Source organism: Streptomyces sp. NPDC034084 (assembly GCF_055575535.1).
The window spans coordinates 528,242-546,721 of record NZ_JBVISK010000005.1 but is presented as its reverse complement, the minus strand read 5'-3'; the positions used below and the strand labels follow the sequence as shown (position 1 = coordinate 546,721).

The 18,480-nt window shown below is 70.8% G+C and carries 15 protein-coding genes; 9 read left to right on the top strand and 6 right to left on the bottom strand.

All coding sequences use genetic code 11. The features are described 5' to 3' along the window. The first annotated feature begins 644 nt into the window (after positions 1–644). The gene (locus ACZ51I_RS21070) at positions 645–1,484 is read left to right on the top strand and encodes an HAD family hydrolase (RefSeq protein WP_468877934.1); all 840 of its coding nucleotides are present in this window, start codon (positions 645–647) and stop codon (positions 1,482–1,484) included. 502 nt (positions 1,485–1,986) lie between these two features. Here ACZ51I_RS21070 and ACZ51I_RS21065 read toward each other — a convergent pair. After that, positions 1,987–2,862 carry a Fic family protein gene (locus ACZ51I_RS21065; protein WP_468877932.1) on the bottom strand — a complete coding sequence of 292 codons (876 nt, stop codon included), beginning with the start codon at positions 2,860–2,862 and terminating at the stop codon, positions 1,987–1,989. 102 nt (positions 2,863–2,964) lie between these two features. Here ACZ51I_RS21065 and ACZ51I_RS21060 point away from each other — a divergent pair, with 102 nt between their 5' ends. Then, the gene (locus ACZ51I_RS21060; RefSeq protein WP_468877930.1) at positions 2,965–3,951 is read left to right on the top strand and encodes an ATP-binding protein; all 987 of its coding nucleotides are present in this window, start codon (positions 2,965–2,967) and stop codon (positions 3,949–3,951) included. Positions 3,952–4,018: 67 nt separating this feature from the next. Here ACZ51I_RS21060 and ACZ51I_RS21055 read toward each other — a convergent pair whose 3' ends face one another. Further along, positions 4,019–5,317, bottom strand: a complete 1,299-nt coding sequence (locus ACZ51I_RS21055; RefSeq protein WP_468877928.1) for a polysaccharide deacetylase family protein — start codon at positions 5,315–5,317, stop codon at positions 4,019–4,021. Between the two features lie 278 nt (positions 5,318–5,595). On the opposite strand from ACZ51I_RS21055, the gene ACZ51I_RS21050 reads away from it, so the two are divergent. The 6 genes from ACZ51I_RS21050 (at position 5,596) to ACZ51I_RS21025 (ending at position 13,501) form a co-directional block, all read left to right on the top strand. Then, positions 5,596–7,956 carry a SulP family inorganic anion transporter gene (locus ACZ51I_RS21050; RefSeq protein WP_468877925.1) on the top strand — a complete coding sequence of 787 codons (2,361 nt, stop codon included), beginning with the start codon at positions 5,596–5,598 and terminating at the stop codon, positions 7,954–7,956. A gap of 193 nt (positions 7,957–8,149) precedes the next feature. After that, complete coding sequence (acs, locus tag ACZ51I_RS21045; protein WP_468877922.1) at positions 8,150–10,105, top strand: acetate--CoA ligase; 1,956 nt, start codon at positions 8,150–8,152, stop codon at positions 10,103–10,105. A 234-nt stretch (positions 10,106–10,339) separates the two neighbouring features. After that, entirely contained in the window at positions 10,340–11,731 is a 1,392-nt protein-coding gene (nhaA, locus tag ACZ51I_RS21040; RefSeq protein ID WP_468877920.1) for a Na+/H+ antiporter NhaA, read from the top strand. Positions 11,732–11,769: 38 nt separating this feature from the next. Then, positions 11,770–12,255 carry a phage holin family protein gene (locus ACZ51I_RS21035; RefSeq protein ID WP_468877918.1) on the top strand — a complete coding sequence of 162 codons (486 nt, stop codon included), beginning with the start codon at positions 11,770–11,772 and terminating at the stop codon, positions 12,253–12,255. Continuing rightward, positions 12,252–13,187 (top strand): alpha/beta fold hydrolase, encoded by a 936-nt coding sequence (locus tag ACZ51I_RS21030; protein ID WP_468877916.1) that lies wholly within the window; start codon positions 12,252–12,254, stop codon positions 13,185–13,187. The genes ACZ51I_RS21035 and ACZ51I_RS21030 overlap by 4 nt, the downstream gene beginning before the upstream one ends. Before the next feature lie 122 nt (positions 13,188–13,309). Next, complete coding sequence (locus tag ACZ51I_RS21025) at positions 13,310–13,501, top strand: hypothetical protein (protein ID WP_468877913.1); 192 nt, start codon at positions 13,310–13,312, stop codon at positions 13,499–13,501. A gap of 35 nt (positions 13,502–13,536) precedes the next feature. On the opposite strand, the gene ACZ51I_RS21020 is transcribed toward ACZ51I_RS21025, so the two are convergent. The 3 genes from ACZ51I_RS21020 to nth form a co-directional block, all read right to left on the bottom strand. Continuing rightward, positions 13,537–14,736: a MarP family serine protease gene (locus ACZ51I_RS21020; RefSeq protein ID WP_468877911.1), complete on the bottom strand. Its 1,200-nt coding sequence runs from the start codon at positions 14,734–14,736 to the stop codon at positions 13,537–13,539. Positions 14,737–14,826: 90 nt separating this feature from the next. Next, positions 14,827–15,531, bottom strand: a complete 705-nt coding sequence (locus ACZ51I_RS21015) for an NUDIX hydrolase (RefSeq protein WP_468877909.1) — start codon at positions 15,529–15,531, stop codon at positions 14,827–14,829. A gap of 82 nt (positions 15,532–15,613) precedes the next feature. Then, positions 15,614–16,477 carry an endonuclease III gene (gene nth, locus ACZ51I_RS21010; protein ID WP_468877907.1) on the bottom strand — a complete coding sequence of 288 codons (864 nt, stop codon included), beginning with the start codon at positions 16,475–16,477 and terminating at the stop codon, positions 15,614–15,616. A gap of 305 nt (positions 16,478–16,782) precedes the next feature. Between nth and ACZ51I_RS21005 the strand changes: the two genes are divergently transcribed. After that, positions 16,783–17,457, top strand: coding sequence for a Crp/Fnr family transcriptional regulator (locus ACZ51I_RS21005; RefSeq protein WP_015034542.1), 675 nt, complete (start codon positions 16,783–16,785; stop codon positions 17,455–17,457). 61 nt (positions 17,458–17,518) lie between these two features. Here ACZ51I_RS21005 and ACZ51I_RS21000 read toward each other — a convergent pair whose 3' ends face one another. Further along, positions 17,519–18,403, bottom strand: a complete 885-nt coding sequence (locus ACZ51I_RS21000; RefSeq protein ID WP_468877905.1) for a prohibitin family protein — start codon at positions 18,401–18,403, stop codon at positions 17,519–17,521. Between the last annotated feature and the right edge of the window lie 77 nt (positions 18,404–18,480).

Here is an 18,480-nt window from a genome sequence, read left to right as displayed (position 1 = left end):
GAGAGGCCCGGCCCGGCGCGGTCCGTCCGCCCCCGGCCTGTCTGCCCCTGTCCCGTCCGGCCACGGCTCGCCCGGCCGCGGCGAGGCCGCCGCCCTCGGTTCGTCTCCTCGCGCCTCCGACCCCCGCGAGTCCCGTCCCCACCGAACCGAACCGCGTGTCGTCCCGCCGGCCCGGGAAGTCCTGGATGTCTCCACGGCGCCCCTCCTCTCGTGATTCCTGCCGTCCGCGAACATCGCGACAGGAATCACGGTGGGGCCGTCTCGGAAATCGTGCCGATCTTGCCGAAAAACTGTGGATAAGCGAGGGGCTGTGAATAACTTCCCCACCCCGGCGGGGACTGTCCGGAACGCAGCCCGACGATTACCGTGAGTGATGTGTCGAGAGCTGGGCGGAGCCTCGGCCGACTCGTGACCGATGAACGGAAGGAAGGGAGCGCGCGATGGCACACAGGGCCAAAATGGCTCCGGACATGCGACGACCCCCGCCGGGGGGGAGAGCGGGGGTCGTCTCTCCGGCCGACTCGGGGGGGGAGGAGCCGGACCGGGTTAGCACGGTCGCGAACGATCCGTGACTTCCATGGTGTACCCGAGAGCCCTCTCAGGCAAACCCACGCGCCGCGGGGTACGCCGAATGGCGGGCACCTATGCTCGGGCTTGTGGAAAACCACTCCTTGCCGCGCACAGCCGCCTTCTTTGACCTGGACAAGACGGTCATTGCGAAGTCATCGACGCTGACCTTCAGCAAGTCCTTCTACCGGGGCGGGCTGATCAGCCGCCGCGCCGCCCTGCGGACGGCCTACATCCAGTTCGTCTTCCTGGTGGGCGGAGCCGATCACGACCAGATGGAGCGGATGCGGGAATATCTTTCCGCGCTCTGCAAAGGCTGGAACGTCGCCCAGGTGAAGGAGCTCGTCGCCGAGACCCTTCACGATCTGATCGACCCGATCATCTACGACGAGGCGGCCTCCCTCATCGAGGAGCACCACGCCGCCGGCCGCGACGTCGTGATCGTCTCGACCTCCGGCGCCGAGGTGGTCGAGCCGATCGGCGAGATGCTCGGCGCCGACCGGGTCGTCGCCACCCGGATGGTGGTCGGCGAGGACGGGTGCTTCACCGGTGAGGTGGAGTACTACGCCTACGGGCCGACTAAGGCAGAGGCGGTCCGGGAGCTCGCGGCGTCGGAGGGCTACGACCTCTCGCGCTGTTACGCGTACAGCGATTCGGCGACCGACATCCCCATGCTGGAGGCCGTCGGCCACCCGTACGCGGTGAATCCTGACCGGACGCTGCGCCGTGAGGCCGTGGCCCGGGAGTGGCCGGTCCTCGCCTTCGAGAAGCCGGTACGCCTCAAGCAGCGGCTGCCGGCGTTCCGGATGCCGCCCCGCCCCACGCTCGTCGCCGCCGCCGCGGTGGGAGCGGCGGCCGTGGGGGCGGGACTCGTCTGGTACGCGGCCCGGCGTCGGCAGGCCGCCCTCGCCCAATGACTCGACGGGGACTTTGCCCTAATTTGAGCAATCGGCCAGAGAAGTGAAGCCAGCACTTTCGCTTCCCCTCGGACAGGAGTAGAAAGGAATCAGGCCCGCGAGACCAAGGACATCCGAGAGGATCACCTGTTGAGCATGAAGGCCCCACGGACCTAGCACTGAAACCGGGCACCCACGCGACGTCGACCCGTCGATTACGGGCCAGCCGCACCAGGCCACGGGCAAAGTTCCCGGCCTGATGGGCACATATCGAGGACGCTTGGTAACTGGGTGGACGTGCCAGCGGCGGTACCAGGACTGGTGCCGCCGCAACCCGTTTCCGGGCGCTGGGCCGGCTGGGCACCGGACCCCCGGCCCGTCCCGCCTGAGCGCGACGCAAGCCTCGTCGTAAAGGCCCGCCCCACGCCTCGCCCCGAGGGCCGCGCCTCCGACGTACGCCCCTACCCCGCAAGGGGCCTCGCCTTCCCCGCGGGGGCTGCCCCCTGCGGAAGGAAGCGTGGCCTCAGGCCGCGCCGCGCTGGAGCGCCTCGCAGACGGCGGTCGACTCCCGGACACCCAGCTCGACCGAGCGGCCGCAGTGGGCGATCCAGGCGCCCACGCCCTCCGGGGTGCCCGACAGGTACCCCTCGAAGGCGGCCACGTACGCGGCCCGGCCCTGCTCCGCGTGGCCGACCTCGGCGGGGCAGATCGCCTTGGGGTCGAGGCCGCTGCCGACCAGGGCGATCCGCTCGGCCGCCCGTGCGACCAGGCCGTTGTAGGAGGTGAAGGGGCGCAGAGCGAGCAGCTCGCCGTGGACCACGGCGGCCGTCACGAGCGCAGGGGCCTCGCTGCCCGCGACGATCAGCTCGGCAAGGCCGTCGAGCCGGCCCGCGACCTCGGCGGGGGTGGGCAGCGGGGCGCTGATGAGGGGCTCGTCGACCGTCTCCCCGTCCAGCCGGGGCCTGCCCACGGAATCGCCGAGACCGACGCCGGTACCAGCACCAGTAGCGGTGCCACCGCTACCGACCGGGATTCCGGCGTCCCCGGCGGCCACCAGGTGCAGGCGGGCGAGTACGCGAAGGGGCGACTGGCGCCAGATGGAGAGCAGCTGGCCCGCCTCGGCCCCGAGACGCAGAGCGGCGCCGACCGTGCGCGCCTCGGCGTCGGCACTGAAGTCGGTCCGCCGACGGACCTCCTCCAGGGCCCAGTCGGCCCCCGACAGCGCGGCCGAGCCGCGTGCGCCGCGCAGGGCCGCCTCGGAGGAGATCTCGTTGCTGCGGCGGCGCATCACGCGGTGGCCGTAGACCCGGTCGACGGCCTTGCGTACGGAGTCCACGGCTTCGGCGACACCCGGCAGGGAGCCGAGGGCGGCCAAGGGGTCAGAGGCGTGCGTACTCATAAGTAGGGAGGCTACGCGCCCCGAGCGCCAGCCCCACGATGGAGTGGTCTTCTTCACGAAGCTTGACCACGGCACGCAATCGACCCGCTACCCTAGGTGAACATGAAGATCGCTTTCGTCGGGAAGGGCGGCAGCGGCAAGACCACGCTGTCCTCGCTCTTCATCCGCCACCTCGCCGCCAACGAAGCCCCGGTCGTCGCCGTCGACGCCGACATCAACCAGCACCTGGGCGTCGCGCTCGGCCTGCCCGAGGCGGAGGCCGCCGCGCTGCCCGCGATGGGCGCGCATCTGCCGCTCATCAAGGAGTACCTCCGGGGGACCAACCCGCGAATCACCTCAGCCGACACGATGATCAAGACGACGCCGCCCGGGGAGGGTTCGCGGCTGCTGCGGGTCCGGGAGGACAACCCGGTGTACGAGGCGTGCGCTCGTCCGGTCCTGCTCGACGACGGCGAGATCCGGCTGATGGCGACCGGGCCGTTCACGGAATCGGACCTCGGGGTCTCCTGCTACCACTCCAAGGTCGGCGCGGTGGAACTCTGCCTGAACCACCTGGTCGACGGGGTGGACGAGTACGTGGTCGTCGACATGACGGCGGGTTCGGACTCCTTCGCCTCCGGACTCTTCACCCGCTTCGACATGACCTTCCTGGTCGCCGAGCCGACCCGCAAGGGTGTCTCGGTCTACCGCCAGTACAAGGAGTACGCGCGGGACTTCGGTGTGGCGCTCAAGGTCGTCGGCAACAAGGTGCAGGGCCAGGACGACCTCGACTTCCTGCGCGAGGAGGCCGGCGAGGACCTGCTCGTGACGGTGGGGCACTCGGACTGGGTGCGCGCGATGGAGAAGGGCCGGCCACCCCGGTTCGAGCTCCTGGAGGCGGAGAACCGCATGTCGCTCCAGGCCCTCCAGGACGCGGCGGACGACTCGTACGCCCACCGCGACTGGGAGCGGTACACGCGCCAGATGGTCCACTTCCACCTGCGCAACGCGGAGAGCTGGGGCAACGCCAAGACCGGGGCCGACCTGGCGGCGCAGGTCGACCCCGATTTCGTACTCTCCGAAGGGCTCAGCGCCGTTCAGCCTGCTTGAGCCCGGCCGAAGCGCTCAGCGGTTGGACCTCGCCCGAGCGCTCACCGACGTGAGCTGCCCCAGGCGCTCAGTGCCGTGCGGCCGGTTTGGTGGCAGGGGCGCCCGCCGGGGCTGCCGGCTGGGGGGTGAGGAAGGCCTTCCAGCCGGCCGCCGGCGCCTCGCCGACCTTCAGGGTGCGCATCTTGGCGATGACGTCGGGGTCCTGGGCGTCGAGCCAGTCGGCGAGCTGGCGGAAGGACACGCACTTGACGTCCTTCTGCACGCAGACGGTGGCGATGGTCTCCTCGACGGCCCGCATGTAGACGCCGCCGTTCCAGGACTCGAAGTGGTTGCCGATGATCAGCGGCGCGCGGTTGCCCTTGTAGGAGCGCTCGAAGGCCTGCACCAGGCCGTCGCGCATCTGGTCGCCCCAGTACTCGCGCTGGGACGGGTCGCCCTGGGTCGTGCCCGGCGACTGGTTCACCAGGAAGTTGTAGTCCATGGAGAGGGTCTGGAAGGCGCGGCCCGGGACGGGCACGAGCTGCATCGACAGGTCCCACAGGCCCAGGTCCTTCTTGGGCCAGATCTGGTCGTTGACGCCACTGGTGTCGTAGCGGAAGCCCATCTGCGCCGCCGCCTTGACGAAGTTCTTCCGGCCCTCCAGGCAGGGGGTGCGGGCGCCGACGAGCTCCTTGTCGTAGTCGAAGGGCAGCGGCTGCTCGGTACGCAGTCCGGCGTTGGTCTTCCAGTGCTTGACGAAGGACTTGGCCTGGTTGATCTCGCTCTTCCACTCCTCGACCGACCAGGTGCCGACCCCGCCGTCGTTGCCGCAGAAGTGGCCGTTGAAGTGGGTGCCGATCTCGTTGCCCTCCTGCCACGCGGCGCGCAGTTCGCGGACGGTGGCGCGGATGCCCTCGACGTCGTTGAAGCCGATGTCGGAGCGGCCGGCGCTGTGCTGCGGCGGGTCGTAGAGCTTCCGCTTCTCCTCCGGCAGCAGGTACACGCCGCTGAGGAAGTACGTCATGGTCGCGTCGTACTTCTTGCCCACCGCGCGGAAGTGGGAGAAGAGCTTCTGGCTGTCCTCGCCGGCGCCGTCCCACGAGAAGACCACGAACTGCGGCGGGGCCTCGCCCGGCTTGAGGCGCTGCCAGACCGGCTGACGGGGCTGAGCGCCGGTGAAGGCGGTCGACCCGTCGCCGATCAGCCGGGGCGCGGTCTCCGGGGCCGCGGCGGGGCCCTTCTTGGCACCCGCGCCGCCTGCCGAGCCGTTCGTGGCGGTGTCGTCGGAGCCTGAGCAGCCGGCGAGGCCGGTGGCGAGAGCGAGGGTGAGGGCGCCGACGGCGAGCGCCTTCTTCCGGACGGTGGTCGTTCTGCGGGCGGCTGACATCCGCGCACCTCTCCTCAGATCCTCGGATTTACGTACAAGCGGCGTCAACGTCGCACCACGAGGACCGGAGAGCGTCAACGACAAGCGGCATAGGCACGCTCTGTCACCGGATCAGGTGAATCATTGCCCTGTTTGCCCCGAAAATAATGCCCCGGTCTTTACTCTCCATTACGATTCGTTTACCGAGCGTTGATCCTCTCTTCGAGGCTCTCGCCGGGAATCCCGCCGCTGCACCCCGCACGAGCCGCGACCGCGCCGCCCCCGGAGGAGACGGGAACATGACCCTCTGCACCCCTGACCGCACGACCAACCGGCCCCGTATCCAGCGGCCTCACAGCCCGCCGGATGGGCCCCGCCGCTTCCGCGTCGCCGGCGCCGACCTCTCGGCGTCCGTCGCCGTCTTCCTGATCGCACTGCCCCTCTCGCTCGGCATCGCGCTCGCCACCGGAGCCCCGCTCCAGGCCGGCCTGGTGGCCGCCGCCGTCGGCGGCCTCGTCGCCGGCCGGTTCGGCGGTTCCCCGCTCCAGGTGAGCGGCCCCGCCGCCGGACTCACCGTCGTGACCGCCGAGCTCATCCAGCGGTACGGCTGGCGCACCACCTGCGCCATCACCGTCCTCGCCGGCCTCTGCCAACTCGCCCTGTCGGCCCTGCGCGTGGCCCGCTCGGCGCTCGCCGTCTCGCCCGCGATCGTGCACGGCATGCTGGCCGGCATCGGCGTCACCATCGCCCTCGCCCAGCTCCACATCGTGCTCGGCGGCACCCCGCAGAGCTCCGCCGTCGACAACGTCCTCGGGCTGCCCGCCCAGTTGGCGCGCGTCCACCCGGCCGCGCTCGCCGTCAGTGCCCTCACCGTGGCCGTGCTGCTCGGCTGGCCGCGCCTGCCGGGCCGCGCCGGGAGACTCGTACGGAAGGCTCCGGCCGCGCTCATCGCGGTGGCAGGAGCGACGGCCGTGGCCACCTTCGCCGGACTCGCCGTGCCCCGCGTGGACCTGCCGTCCTGGAGCAGCCACGCCCTGCCCGGCCTGCCCGAGGGCCCGGTCCTCGGCATCGCGGCCGGGGTGCTCACGATCACCCTCGTCACCAGCGTGCAGTCGCTGCTCTCGGCCGTCGCAGTCGACAAGCTGGTCGCCGCCCGCGCGGACCACGGCCGGGGCATCCCGCGCTCGAACCTCGACCGAGAACTGGCCGGACAGGGCGCGGCCAACGTGATCTCCGGGGCGCTCGGCGGCCTCCCCGTCGCCGGAGTAGCGGTCCGCAGCGTCGCCAACGTCTCGGCGGGCGCGGTGAGTCGCGCCTCGACCATGCTGCACGGGCTGTGGATCGTGCTCGCGTCCCTGCTGCTCGTGCCGGTGCTCGACCTGATCCCGCTGCCCGCGCTCGCCGCCCTCGTCATGGTCGTCGGCATCCAGATGGTGAGCATCACCCACATCCGTACGGTCACGCGCCACCGCGAGGTCGTCGTCTACGCCGTGACGGTGACCGGCGTGGTCCTCGTCGGCATCCTGGAGGGCGTCGCCCTCGGGATCGCGGTGGCCATCGCGGTCTCCCTGCACCGGCTCGCCCGCACCCGGATCACCCGGGAGGAGCGGGACGGGCGACACCTCCTGCACGTCCGGGGCCAGCTGACCTTCCTCGCCGTGCCCCGGCTCAGCCGGGCCCTGCACCAACTGCCGCGGGGTTCCGACGTGGTGGTCGAGCTCGACGGGTCCTTCATGGACCACGCCGCCTACGAGACGCTGAGCGACTGGACCGCCGGGCACCTCGCCCACGGCGGTACGGTCGAGACGACCGGGCCCTCCGGGGCCCCGATCGCCGAGCCCTCCCCCGGCACCGGCTCCGCCACGCACCCCTGCTGCCGTCCCTGGACGCCCTGGCACAACCACCAGTGCGGGGAGCAGCGGCCGGCCGAGCGGTCCGAGAGCGACGCTCCCGAGCGCACCACGACGGGACTGCACCTGGCGAGCGGCATCGGCAAGTTCCAGCGGAACACCGCCCCGCTCGTACGGGACGAGCTCGCGCGGCTCGCCCGGGAGGGACAGCGCCCCTCGCAGCTCTTCCTGACCTGCGCCGACTCCCGTCTCGTCACCAGCATGATCACCTCCAGCGGCCCCGGTGACCTCTTCACCGTGCGCAACGTCGGGAACCTCGTCCCGCTCCCCGGCGAGGAGAGCGGGGACGACTCCGTGGCGGCGGCGATCGAGTACGCGGTGGAGGTGCTGCGGGTCGAGTCGATCACCGTCTGCGGCCACTCCGGCTGCGGCGCGATGCAAGCCCTGCTGAGCGGCGGTCCGGACGACCCGCCGAGCCCGCTCCGACGCTGGCTGCGCCACGGCAGACCCAGCCTTGAGCGGATGGCGAGCCGACGCCACGCCTGGGCCCGGATCTCCGGGCGCCTTCCGGCCGACGCGGTCGAGCAGCTCTGTCTGACCAACGTGGTCCAGCAGCTGGAGCACCTGCGGGCGTACGAGCCGGTGGCACGCCGGCTGGCCGAGGGCACGCTCACACTGCACGGCATGTACTTCCACGTGGGCGAGGCGCAGGCATACCTGCTCTCCGGGACGGACGAGGTGCACAGCTACGACGACGTCTTCACCCAGGTCATGCCGACGGACCACCTGGAACCGGCGCGCGCGTCCTGAACCTGGCGGCTCCGCGGGCCGTGAGACTGTGTGGCCCCTTCTCCCACCACCCGGGAAGAAGGGGCCACCGCACGTCCATCCGCTCACAGGTCTAAACCAATTGCCTGGAGGCTCTTGTCACCCGGGCATCTGACTGATGAGCTATGACGCGGGACACATACGCACAGAGGACGCCCTGGGAAAGGGAGATGTCGTGAGCAACGAATCCTTGGCCAACCTGCTCAAGGAAGAGCGGCGGTTCGCGCCGCCTACCGAGCTGGCCGCGGACGCCAATGTGACGGCGGAGGCGTACGAGCAGGCCAAGGCGGACAGGCTGGGCTTCTGGGCCGAGCAGGCCAAGCGGCTGAGCTGGGCCACCGAGCCGACCGAGACCCTCGACTGGTCGAACCCGCCGTTCGCCAAGTGGTTCGCGGACGGCGAGCTGAACGTGGCGTACAACTGCGTCGACCGGCACGTCGAGGCCGGCCACGGCGACCGGGTCGCCATCCACTTCGAGGGCGAGCCCGGCGACAGCCGCGCGATCACCTACGCCGAGCTCAAGGACGAGGTCTCCCGGGCCGCGAACGCCCTGACCGAGCTGGGCGTCCGCAAGGGCGACCGGGTCGCCGTCTACCTGCCGATGATTCCCGAGGCGGCCATCACGATGCTGGCCTGCGCCCGTGTCGGCGCCGCCCACTCGGTGGTCTTCGGCGGCTTCTCGGCCGACGCCGTCGCCTCCCGCATCCAGGACGCCGACGCCAAGCTGGTCGTCACCGCCGACGGCGGCTACCGCCGCGGCAAGCCGAGCGCCCTCAAGCCGGCCATCGACGAGGCCGTCGCCAAGTGCCCGCAGGTCGAGCACGTCCTCGTGGTCCGCCGTACGGGCCAGGAGACCGCCTTCACCGAGGGCCGGGACGTCTGGTGGGACGACATCGTCGCCCGCCAGTCCGCCGAGCACACCCCGGAGGCGTTCCCGGCGGAACACCCGCTCTTCATCCTCTACACCTCCGGCACCACGGGGAAGCCGAAGGGCATCCTGCACACCTCCGGCGGTTACCTCACCCAGGCCGCGTACACCCACCACGCCGTCTTCGACCTCAAGCCGGAGAGCGACGTCTACTGGTGCACCGCCGACATCGGCTGGGTCACCGGGCACTCGTACATCGTCTACGGCCCGCTGGCCAACGGCGCGACGCAGGTCATGTACGAGGGCACCCCGGACACCCCGCACCAGGGCCGGTTCTGGGAGATCGTGCAGAAGTACGGCGTCACGATCCTCTACACGGCGCCCACCGCGATCCGCACGTTCATGAAGTGGGGAGACGACATCCCCGCGAAGTTCGACCTCTCCAGCCTCCGCGTCCTCGGCTCCGTCGGCGAGCCCATCAACCCCGAGGCCTGGGTCTGGTACCGCGAGCACATCGGCGCGAACAGGACTCCGATCGTGGACACCTGGTGGCAGACCGAGACCGGCGCGATGATGATCTCCCCGCTGCCGGGCGTCACCGAGACCAAGCCGGGCTCCGCCCAGCGCCCGCTGCCGGGCATCTCCGCCACCGTCGTGGACGACGAGGCGAACGAGGTCCCGAACGGCGGCGGCGGCTACCTGGTCCTGACCGAGCCGTGGCCGTCGATGCTCCGCACCATCTGGGGCGACGACCAGCGCTACATCGACACCTACTGGTCCCGCTTCGAGGGCAAGTACTTCGCCGGTGACGGCGCCAAGAAGGACGACGACGGCGACATCTGGCTGCTCGGCCGCGTCGACGACGTCATGCTCGTCTCGGGTCACAACATCTCGACGACCGAGGTCGAGTCGGCCCTCGTCTCGCACCCGTCCGTCGCCGAGGCGGCCGTCGTCGGCGCCGCCGACGAGACGACCGGTCAGGCGATCGTCGCCTTCGTGATCCTGCGGGGTACGGCTCGCGAGGACGAGAACCTGGTCGCCGAGCTGCGCGACCACGTGGGCGCGACCCTCGGCCCGATCGCCAAGCCCAAGCGGATCCTGCCCGTGGCGGAGCTGCCGAAGACCCGATCGGGCAAGATCATGCGGCGTCTGCTGCGGGACGTCGCGGAGAACCGCGAGCTGGGCGACGTCACCACCCTGACCGACTCCTCGGTCATGTCGCTCATCCAGACCCAGCTGCCGGCCACGTCCAGCGAGGACTGACAGACCGGAATCGCACGTGACCGCCCGTCCCGGTCCACTCGGGGCGGGCGTTCTCGTGCCCCACGCCCGACGGGACGAAAGCCTCAGATATTCCTAAAGTGAATCTCGCCGGACACAACCCGGGCTCCTTAGGTAAGGTAAGGATCGCGTCAGAAACGTGACAGAAAGACCCAGGTGAGCCGGGAAGTCTGGTCGGCATGTGCTTTGCCCTGCCTACCCGACGGAGGTCCCCCCGTGTCCGTGCCCAGCGACCGTAAGTTCCTCGGCCGTCTTTCGCTGCCCGAGCGGCAGTACCTCGCCGACGCCCTGCGCACCGAGACCGTCGGCGGCGTCCTGCTGCTCCTCGCCGCCGTCGCCGCCCTCGTCTGGGCGAACGCCCCGCTCGGCGACAGCTACGAATCCGTACAGGACTTCCACATGGGCCCCGCCGCCCTCGGCCTCGACCTGTCGATCCAGCACTGGGCCGCCGACGGCCTCCTCGCGGTCTTCTTCTTCGTCGCCGGCATCGAGCTCAAGCGCGAGCTCGTCGCGGGCGAGCTGCGCGACCCCAAGGCCGCCGCGCTCCCCGTCGTCGCCGCGCTCTGCGGCATGGCGGCCCCCGCCCTCGTCTACGCCCTGGTCAACACCCTCGGCGACGGCTCCCTGGACGGCTGGGCCGTGCCCACGGCGACCGACATCGCCTTCGCGCTCGCCGTCCTCGCCGTCATCGGCACCTCGCTGCCGTCCGCGCTGCGCGCCTTCCTGCTCACCCTCGCCGTCGTCGACGACCTGTTCGCGATCCTGATCATCGCGGTCTTCTTCACCAGCGACCTGAACTTCGCCGCGCTCGGCGGCGCCGTCGCCGGACTCGTCGTCTTCTGGGTACTGCTCCGCAAGGGCGTCCGCGGCTGGTACGTGTACGTGCCGCTGGCCCTGGTCATCTGGGGCCTCATGTACAACAGCGGCGTGCACGCCACCATCGCCGGCGTCGCCATGGGCCTGATGCTCCGCTGCACCACCCGGGAGGGCGAGAAGCACTCCCCCGGAGAGCACATCGAGCACCTCGTCCGACCGCTCTCGGCCGGGCTCGCCGTACCCCTCTTCGCGCTCTTCTCCGCCGGTGTGAGCATCTCCGGCGGCGCGATCCACGACGTCTTCACCCAGCCGGTCACCCTCGGTGTGGTCCTCGGTCTCGTCGTCGGCAAGGCGATCGGCATCTTCGGCGGCACCTGGCTCGCCGCCCGCTTCACCCGGGCGCAGCTCAACCCGGACCTGGCCTGGCCGGACGTGTTCGCGGTGGCGAGCCTCGCCGGGATCGGCTTCACCGTCTCGCTCCTCATCGGCGAACTCGCCTTCGCCGGGGACGCCGTCCTCACCGACGAGGTGAAGGCCGCCGTCCTGGCCGGCTCGCTCATCGCGGCCGTCCTCGCCTCCGTCCTGCTGAAGCTCCGGGTCCGGAAGTACCGGGCACTCTGCGACGACGAGGAGCGCGATGACGACGAGGACGGCATCCCCGACATCTACGAGCAGGACAACCCCGAGTACCACCTGAGGATGGCCGAGATCTACGAGCGGAAGGCCGCGGAACACCGGGAGCGCGCCCAACTGGCGGGGGCATCGCGCGATGGAGGCGACCGTCCGGCATGATCTGAGTCGGACCGTAGACACAAGGAGAGGGAGCAGCGATGAGCGACCCGTTCGACGGCACCGAGCGCAGCCTCGGTCAGCTGGTCGCCTCGGCGACCGCCGAGATGTCCGCACTGGTGCACGACGAGATCGCCCTGGCCAAGGCCGAGATCCGACAGGACGTCAAGCGCGGCACGATCGGTGGCGCGGCGGGCATCGCGGCCGCCGTGGTGCTGCTCTTCTCGCTGCCGATGCTGAGCTTCGCGCTCGCGTACGCCATCAACACCTGGACCGGCGGGCACAACGGCCACGGGGGCTGGAACCTCGTCTGGTGCTTCCTGCTGTCCTTCGCCTTCAACGTGCTGGTCGCGGGCCTCCTCGGGGTGATCGCGGTCGCCAAGTTCAAGAAGGTCAAGCCGCCGGAGAAGACCATCGCCTCCGCCAAGCAGACGGCGGCGATCATGCAGAACGTGAAGCCGCACCCCCGTCCCGAGTCGCGCCCGGCACTGGAGAAGGCCTCCGTTGTGGCACGCTCGTCCGTATGACCCTTCCCGAGAGCAGCGGCGGCAACGGCGGGCCCGTACGGCTGGACGGGCCGTGGACCCACCGCGACGTGGCCGCCAACGGCGCCCGCTTCCACATCGCCGAGATGGGCGACGGCCCGCTGGTGCTGCTCCTGCACGGCTTCCCGCAGTTCTGGTGGACCTGGCGCCATCAGCTGCCCGCCCTCGCCGAGGCCGGGTTCCGGGCGGTCGCGATGGACCTGCGCGGGGTGGGCGGCAGCGACCGCACGCCGCGGGGTTACGACCCCGCCAACCTGGCGCTCGACATCACCGGGGTCGTCCGCTCCCTGGGCGAGCCGGACGCGGCGCTCGTCGGGCACGACCTGGGCGGCTACCTCGCCTGGACGGCCGCCGTCATGCGGCCGAAGCTGGTGCGCCGGCTGGTGGTCTCCTCGATGCCGCACCCGCGCCGGTGGCGTTCGGCGATGCTCTCCGACTTCGCGCAGTCACGGGCAGGCTCGCACGTGTGGGGCTTCCAGCGGCCGTGGCTGCCGGAGCGTCAGCTCGTGGCGGACGACGGCGAGCTCGTGGGCGAGCTGATCCGGGACTGGTCGGGGCCGAAGCCGGTCGACGAGGAGGCCGTCGCGGTGTACCGGCGGGCGATGCTGGTCCCGTCGACGGCGCACTGCTCGATCGAGCCGTACCGGTGGATGGTGCGGTCGCTGGCCCGCCCGGACGGGATCCAGTTCAACCGGCGCATGAAGCGGCCGGTGCGGGTGCCGACGCTCCATCTCCACGGCTCCCTGGACCCGGTGATGCGGACCCGCAGCGCCGCGGGCTCGGGCGAGTACGTGGAAGCGCCGTACCGCTGGCGGCTCTTCGACGGTCTCGGGCACTTCCCGCACGAGGAGGACCCGGTGGCCTTCACCACGGAGGTCGTCAACTGGTTGAAGGACCCCGAACCCGACCGCTGAGCCTCTGTCAGGGACAGCGGCGGCGTACAGACATCCGTCGAACGGCCATGTGCCCGGCGCATACTCCAATTGGCGGGCCCGGGGGAGATTACCGACCTTGGCCCCCGGGCAGACGTCGAGGTATGGGCTGGACGCACGACTACGGTGACACGACAGCACGCGACCGCCGCTCGGCCACTGGGCCGGGCTCCCGGGAGAGGGGCGGCCCGCCGGAGCAGGGCCACCTGGGGCAAGGGGTGGGGATCTCGCGCATCCTGCGACGCCGGGCCCGCTGGGTCTCGGCCCGGCTCCGCCACCCCAGAGCCACCGCGTAAGGCTCCGTAGAGCCGGGAGCACGGATCCGGAGGACTCAGAGGGCGCAGGCCTGGGTGTCGACCTGCTGGTCGGCGGTCCGGCCGCGCTCGATGTCCTCGCGGATCTCGTCGACCGTCAGGGCGTACCCGGTGTTCGCGTCGTCGAGGGAGCGGGCGAAGATCACGCCGTACACCTCGCCGTCCTCGGTGAGGAGCGGACCGCCGGAGTTGCCCTGGCGGACCGTCGCGTACAGCGAGTACACGTCCCTGCGCACCTCGTCGCGGTGGTAGATGTCGGGGCCCTTGGCGCTGATGCGACCCCGCACGCGGGCCGAGCGCACGTCGTACGAGCCGTTCTCCGGGAATCCGGCGACGATCGCGTCGTCGCCGCTGCGGGCGTCCTCGTCGGTGAAGGCCAGCGGTGTGGCCCTGAGACCCGGGACGTCCAGGACGGCGATGTCGCGCTGCCAGTCGTAGAGCACGACCTTGGCGTCGTAGAGCTTGCCCTCGCCGCCTATCTGGACGGTCGGCTCGTCGACGCCGCCGACGACGTGGGCGTTGGTCATGATGCGGCGGTCGGCGAAGACGAAGCCGGTGCCTTCGAGGACCTTGCCGCAGCTCTGCGCGGTGCCGACGACCTTCACGATCGAGCGCTGCGCGCGGGCCGCCACCGGGCTGTCGGCGAGCGCCGGGTCGGGCGGGGTGACCGGGGTGATCGGCTCGTTCGCGAAGGGGCTGAAGACCTGCGGGAAGCCGCTGCGGGCCAGGGTGGAGCTGAAGTCGTCGAACCAGCCCGAGGCCTGATCCGGCATCACCTGCTCCACACCGAGCAGCACCTTGGAGTTCCGTACCTCCTTGCCCAGGGTGGGCAGTGAGGTACGGGCGAGGGCGGAGCCGATCAGCCAGGCCACGAGCAGCATCGCCACGACGTTGACGAGGGCGCCGCCGGTGGCGTCCAGGGCGCGGGCCGGCGACCAAGTGATGTGCCGACGCAGCTTGTTGCCGAGGTGCGTGGTGAAGGCCTGGCCGACGGAGGCGCAGACGATGACCACCATCACGAAGACGACCGTCGCCGTGGTCGAGACCTCGCTGTTGTCGGTCAGCTGGTCCCAGAGGATCGGGAGCAGCAGAACGGCGACGAGACCGCCGCCGAGAAAGCCGATGACGGAGAGGATGCCGACCACGAAGCCCTGGCGGTAACCGATGATCGCGAACCACACGGCGGCGAGCAGCAACAGGATGTCCAGCACGTTCACCGTCAATAGCCTCGCAGATTCGTTTCCGGTCACCCGGGGTCAGTCGGCACGAAGGCCGACCCGAAGGCCGGCCGGCCGAAGGTCAGCCTGTCATGAGCGCCAGTCGAGCGGGACCTTTCTGGACCGGTCCCAGGGGCGCTCCCAGCCGGCGTAGTGGAGCAGCCGGTCGATGACTCCGGCCGTGAAACCCCAGACCAGAGCGGACGCGACGAGGAACGCGGGGCCCTGGTGGCCGCTCGGGTGCACGGCCGTCGCGCGATTCGCGGGGTCCGTGAGATCCGCCACGGGCACGGTGAAGACGCGGGCGGTCTCGCCGGGGTCGACGACGCCGACCGGGCTGGGGGCGCGCCACCAGCCGAGGACGGGGGTGACGACGAAGCCGCTGACCGGGATGTAGAGCCGGGGCAGCACGCCGAAGAGCTGGACGCCCGCCGGGTCGAGGCCGGTCTCCTCCTGGGCCTCGCGCAGGGCGGCGCGCAGCAGGCCGCCGTCGGCCGGGTCGCCGTCCTCGGGGTCGAGGGCGCCACCGGGGAAGGAGGGCTGCCCGGCGTGCGAGCGGAGGCTGCCGGAGCGCTCCATGAGCAGCAGCTCGGGTCCGCGCTCGCCCTCGCCGAAGAGAACGAGGACGGCGGACTGGCGGCCGGCGCCGCTCTCGGGCGGCAGGAAGCGGCTCAGCTGCTCGGGCCGGACGGTGCGGGCTGCCCGGTCGACGGGCGCGAGCCAGTCGGGCAGCCCGTCCCGGCTGAGCAGGCCGGCGCTGCCGGGACCGTGGAGCTCTTCGTCAGTGCGCGTCATAGGCACCCCCGTGATTCACAACGCCATCGATGAACGGGTTCGTTCCCGGCGCTCGTACGAGCGCGGGCTCCCGCGGCCGGGTTCAGGAGTCACCGCCCAGCGGGGGCGCCGGACGGCCGGGGTATCCGGCGGGCGGGTTGAGCCGCTGGCCGGGGAAGCCGCCCATCTCGTACTTGAGCAGCTTCCTGGCCTTCTCGGGGTCGGTCTCGCCCTCTCCGTACGAGGGGCAGAGGTGGGTGATCGGGCAGGCACCGCACGCGGGCTTGCGGGCGTGGCAGATCCGGCGCCCGTGGAAGATGACCCGGTGCGAGAGCATCGTCCACTCGCTCTTCGGGAAGATCGCGGCGACCTCGGCCTCGATCTTCACCGGATCGTCGGACTCGGTCCACCTCCAGCGCCGGGCGAGGCGCATGAAATGGGTGTCGACGGTGATGCCGGGGACCCCGAAGGCGTTGCCGAGGACGACGAAGGCGGTCTTGCGGCCGACGCCGGGGAGCTTGACGAGATCCTCCAGGCGGCCGGGGACCTGTCCGCCGAAGTCGTCCCTGAGGGCGGCGGCGAGGCCCATGATCGACTTGGTCTTGGCGCGGAAGAAGCCGGTCGGCCGGATCAGCTCCTCGACCTCCTCGGGCACGGCCGCGGCGAGGTCCTCGGGCGTGGGGTACTTCGCGAAGAGGGCGGGGGTGGTCTGGTTGACCCGCAGGTCGGTGGTCTGGGCCGAGAGGACCGTGGCGACGAGCAGCTCGAAGGGGTTGCGGAAGTCGAGTTCCGGGTGGGCGTACGGGTACACCTCGGCCAGTTCGCGGTTGATCCGGCGCGCCCGGCGAACCATCGCGAGCCGTGACTCGGGCTTGGCGGACTTGGCGGTCTTGGCGGGCCTCACGGACTCCGCGGGCCCGACGGCCTTGCCCGACGCGGGCGCCCCGGTGGGATCGACCGCCTTCACGGACTCCCCTTTTGCACCCTTTGCCCGTTTCGACACGCCGTGTTCGCCCACGGCGGAATTTCCTTCGGCCGACACTCTTTCAGCCCCCTTGGCCTGCGCTCTCACCGGCGAGTTGGACACCCGGCCAGCCTAGGCGCCGCCACCGACATCCGCCCCGGGCGTGGCCGATCAGAGCCCAATCGGGCCCCTGCCGTCCGGACGGGCGGCTCGGTACGTCAAACTTGTTGTGATTGATCGCACTGTTTTGTGCGTCCGGCATCATGGGACCCAGGTCCTTTGAGCAGGTCGACAGTAGGAGAGAACTCGTGGACGACGTTCTGCGGCGCGCCCCGCTCTTCGCGGCGCTCGATGACGAGCAGGCTGCCGAGCTGCGCGCCTCGATGAGTGAGGCGACGCTCGCCCGTGGCGACGCGCTCTTCCACGAGGGCGACCCCGGTGACCGCCTGTACGTGGTCACCGAGGGCAAGGTGAAGCTGCACCGCACCTCCCCCGACGGCCGCGAGAACATGCTGGCCGTCCTCGGCCCGGGTGAGCTCATCGGCGAGCTGTCCCTGTTCGACCCGGGCCCGCGCACCGCGACGGCGACGGCGCTGACCGAGGTCAAGCTGCTCGGCCTGGGCCACGGCGACCTCCAGCCCTGGCTGAACGCCCGCCCCGAGGTGGCCACCGCGCTGCTGCGCGCCGTCGCCCGCCGACTGCGCAAGACCAACGACCAGATGTCCGACCTGGTCTTCTCCGACGTCCCGGGCCGTGTCGCCCGCGCGCTCCTCGACCTGTCGCGCCGCTTCGGCGTGCAGTCGGAGGAGGGCATCCACGTCGTCCACGACCTGACCCAGGAGGAGCTGGCCCAGCTGGTCGGCGCCTCCCGCGAGACGGTCAACAAGGCGCTCGCCGACTTCGCCCAGCGCGGCTGGCTGCGCTTGGAGGCCCGCGCCGTGATCCTGCTCGACGTGGAGCGCCTCGCGAAGCGCTCGCGCTAGGCGTGCGAGAAGGCCGCCCCGGTCCGACGACCGGGGCGGCCTTTCGCGTTCTCGGGGACGGTCAGCGCTTCGAGCCGTCCACGATCACCGGGGCGGAGGCGCCGTTCCCGCAGGGCACGGTGTAGATCGCGTTCTTCGCCGCGGCCTCCTTGAAGGCGTCGATGCACTGGTTCATCAGGACCTTCTCCGTCAGCGAGTCGTTGAGGATCCTGTTGGCGCGGGCGATGCCCTCCGCCTCGATGCGGCGGCGGTCGGCCTCGGCCTTGGCGGTGCGGGAGGCCTCGGTGGCCCGCTCGGTGGCCTGCTGCTGCTGGATCTTGCGGTCGATCTGGCCCTGCAGGGCGTCCGACGGCTTCACGTTGCGCAGGTTGACCGTGGTCACGGCGATGCCGCGCGGGGCCAGTCGCTCCTTGATCAGGGTGCCGATCTCGGCGTTGATCTTCTCGCGGTCGGAGGCGTACCCCTGCTCGCTCGTGTAGCGGGCGAAGACGTTGCGGACGATCTCCCGGCTGTCGGGGTAGACGAGCCGCTGCTGGATGGCGTCCTCGCTGCCCGCGAGCTTGTACAGCTCGACGGCCTCGGACGGGACGACGGCCCACTTGACCGTGACCTCGACGTACATGACACCGCCCTGCGAGGAACGGACCTCGACCACGTCCTTGTCGGAGAGGTTGAGGTCGACGGGGCGGGTCGAGAAGGTCGTGACGCTCGTGAACGGCGACTTCACGTGCATGCCCGAGGTCATGGGCGACCCCACCTTGCCGAAGGCGACCGGCACGCCGACCTCGTACGCGCTGATCACGTACGTCATGCTCACGATCAGCGAGAAGAGACCGGCCAGGACCGCGCCGAGGGCGCCGAACTTCAGCCCCTTGGAGTCGTTGGCACGACCGACGAAGAAGAGCACCACTGCGGCTATGACCAGCAGGATGGCGATGACGAACACGGGCTTCCCCCCGAGAGCTACGGCCAGATGTAAGCGGAGCGTAAGACACAGGGGGAGGCCTGAAGGTTCCCGGGGTG

What these genes read in the sequence shown, in the direction of transcription:
- ACZ51I_RS21070 (WP_468877934.1), top strand. Translation starts at nt 645, where the DNA reads ATGCTCGGGCTTGTGGAAAACCACTCCTTGCCGCGCACAGCCGCCTTC.
- ACZ51I_RS21065 (WP_468877932.1), bottom strand. Translation starts at nt 2,862, where the DNA reads ATGAGTACGCACGCCTCTGACCCCTTGGCCGCCCTCGGCTCCCTGCCG.
- ACZ51I_RS21060 (WP_468877930.1), top strand. Translation starts at nt 2,965, where the DNA reads ATGAAGATCGCTTTCGTCGGGAAGGGCGGCAGCGGCAAGACCACGCTG.
- ACZ51I_RS21055 (WP_468877928.1), bottom strand. Translation starts at nt 5,317, where the DNA reads ATGTCAGCCGCCCGCAGAACGACCACCGTCCGGAAGAAGGCGCTCGCC.
- ACZ51I_RS21050 (WP_468877925.1), top strand. Translation starts at nt 5,596, where the DNA reads ATGACCCTCTGCACCCCTGACCGCACGACCAACCGGCCCCGTATCCAG.
- ACZ51I_RS21035 (WP_468877918.1), top strand. Translation starts at nt 11,770, where the DNA reads ATGAGCGACCCGTTCGACGGCACCGAGCGCAGCCTCGGTCAGCTGGTC.
- ACZ51I_RS21030 (WP_468877916.1), top strand. Translation starts at nt 12,252, where the DNA reads ATGACCCTTCCCGAGAGCAGCGGCGGCAACGGCGGGCCCGTACGGCTG.
- ACZ51I_RS21025 (WP_468877913.1), top strand. Translation starts at nt 13,310, where the DNA reads ATGGGCTGGACGCACGACTACGGTGACACGACAGCACGCGACCGCCGC.
- ACZ51I_RS21015 (WP_468877909.1), bottom strand. Translation starts at nt 15,531, where the DNA reads ATGACGCGCACTGACGAAGAGCTCCACGGTCCCGGCAGCGCCGGCCTG.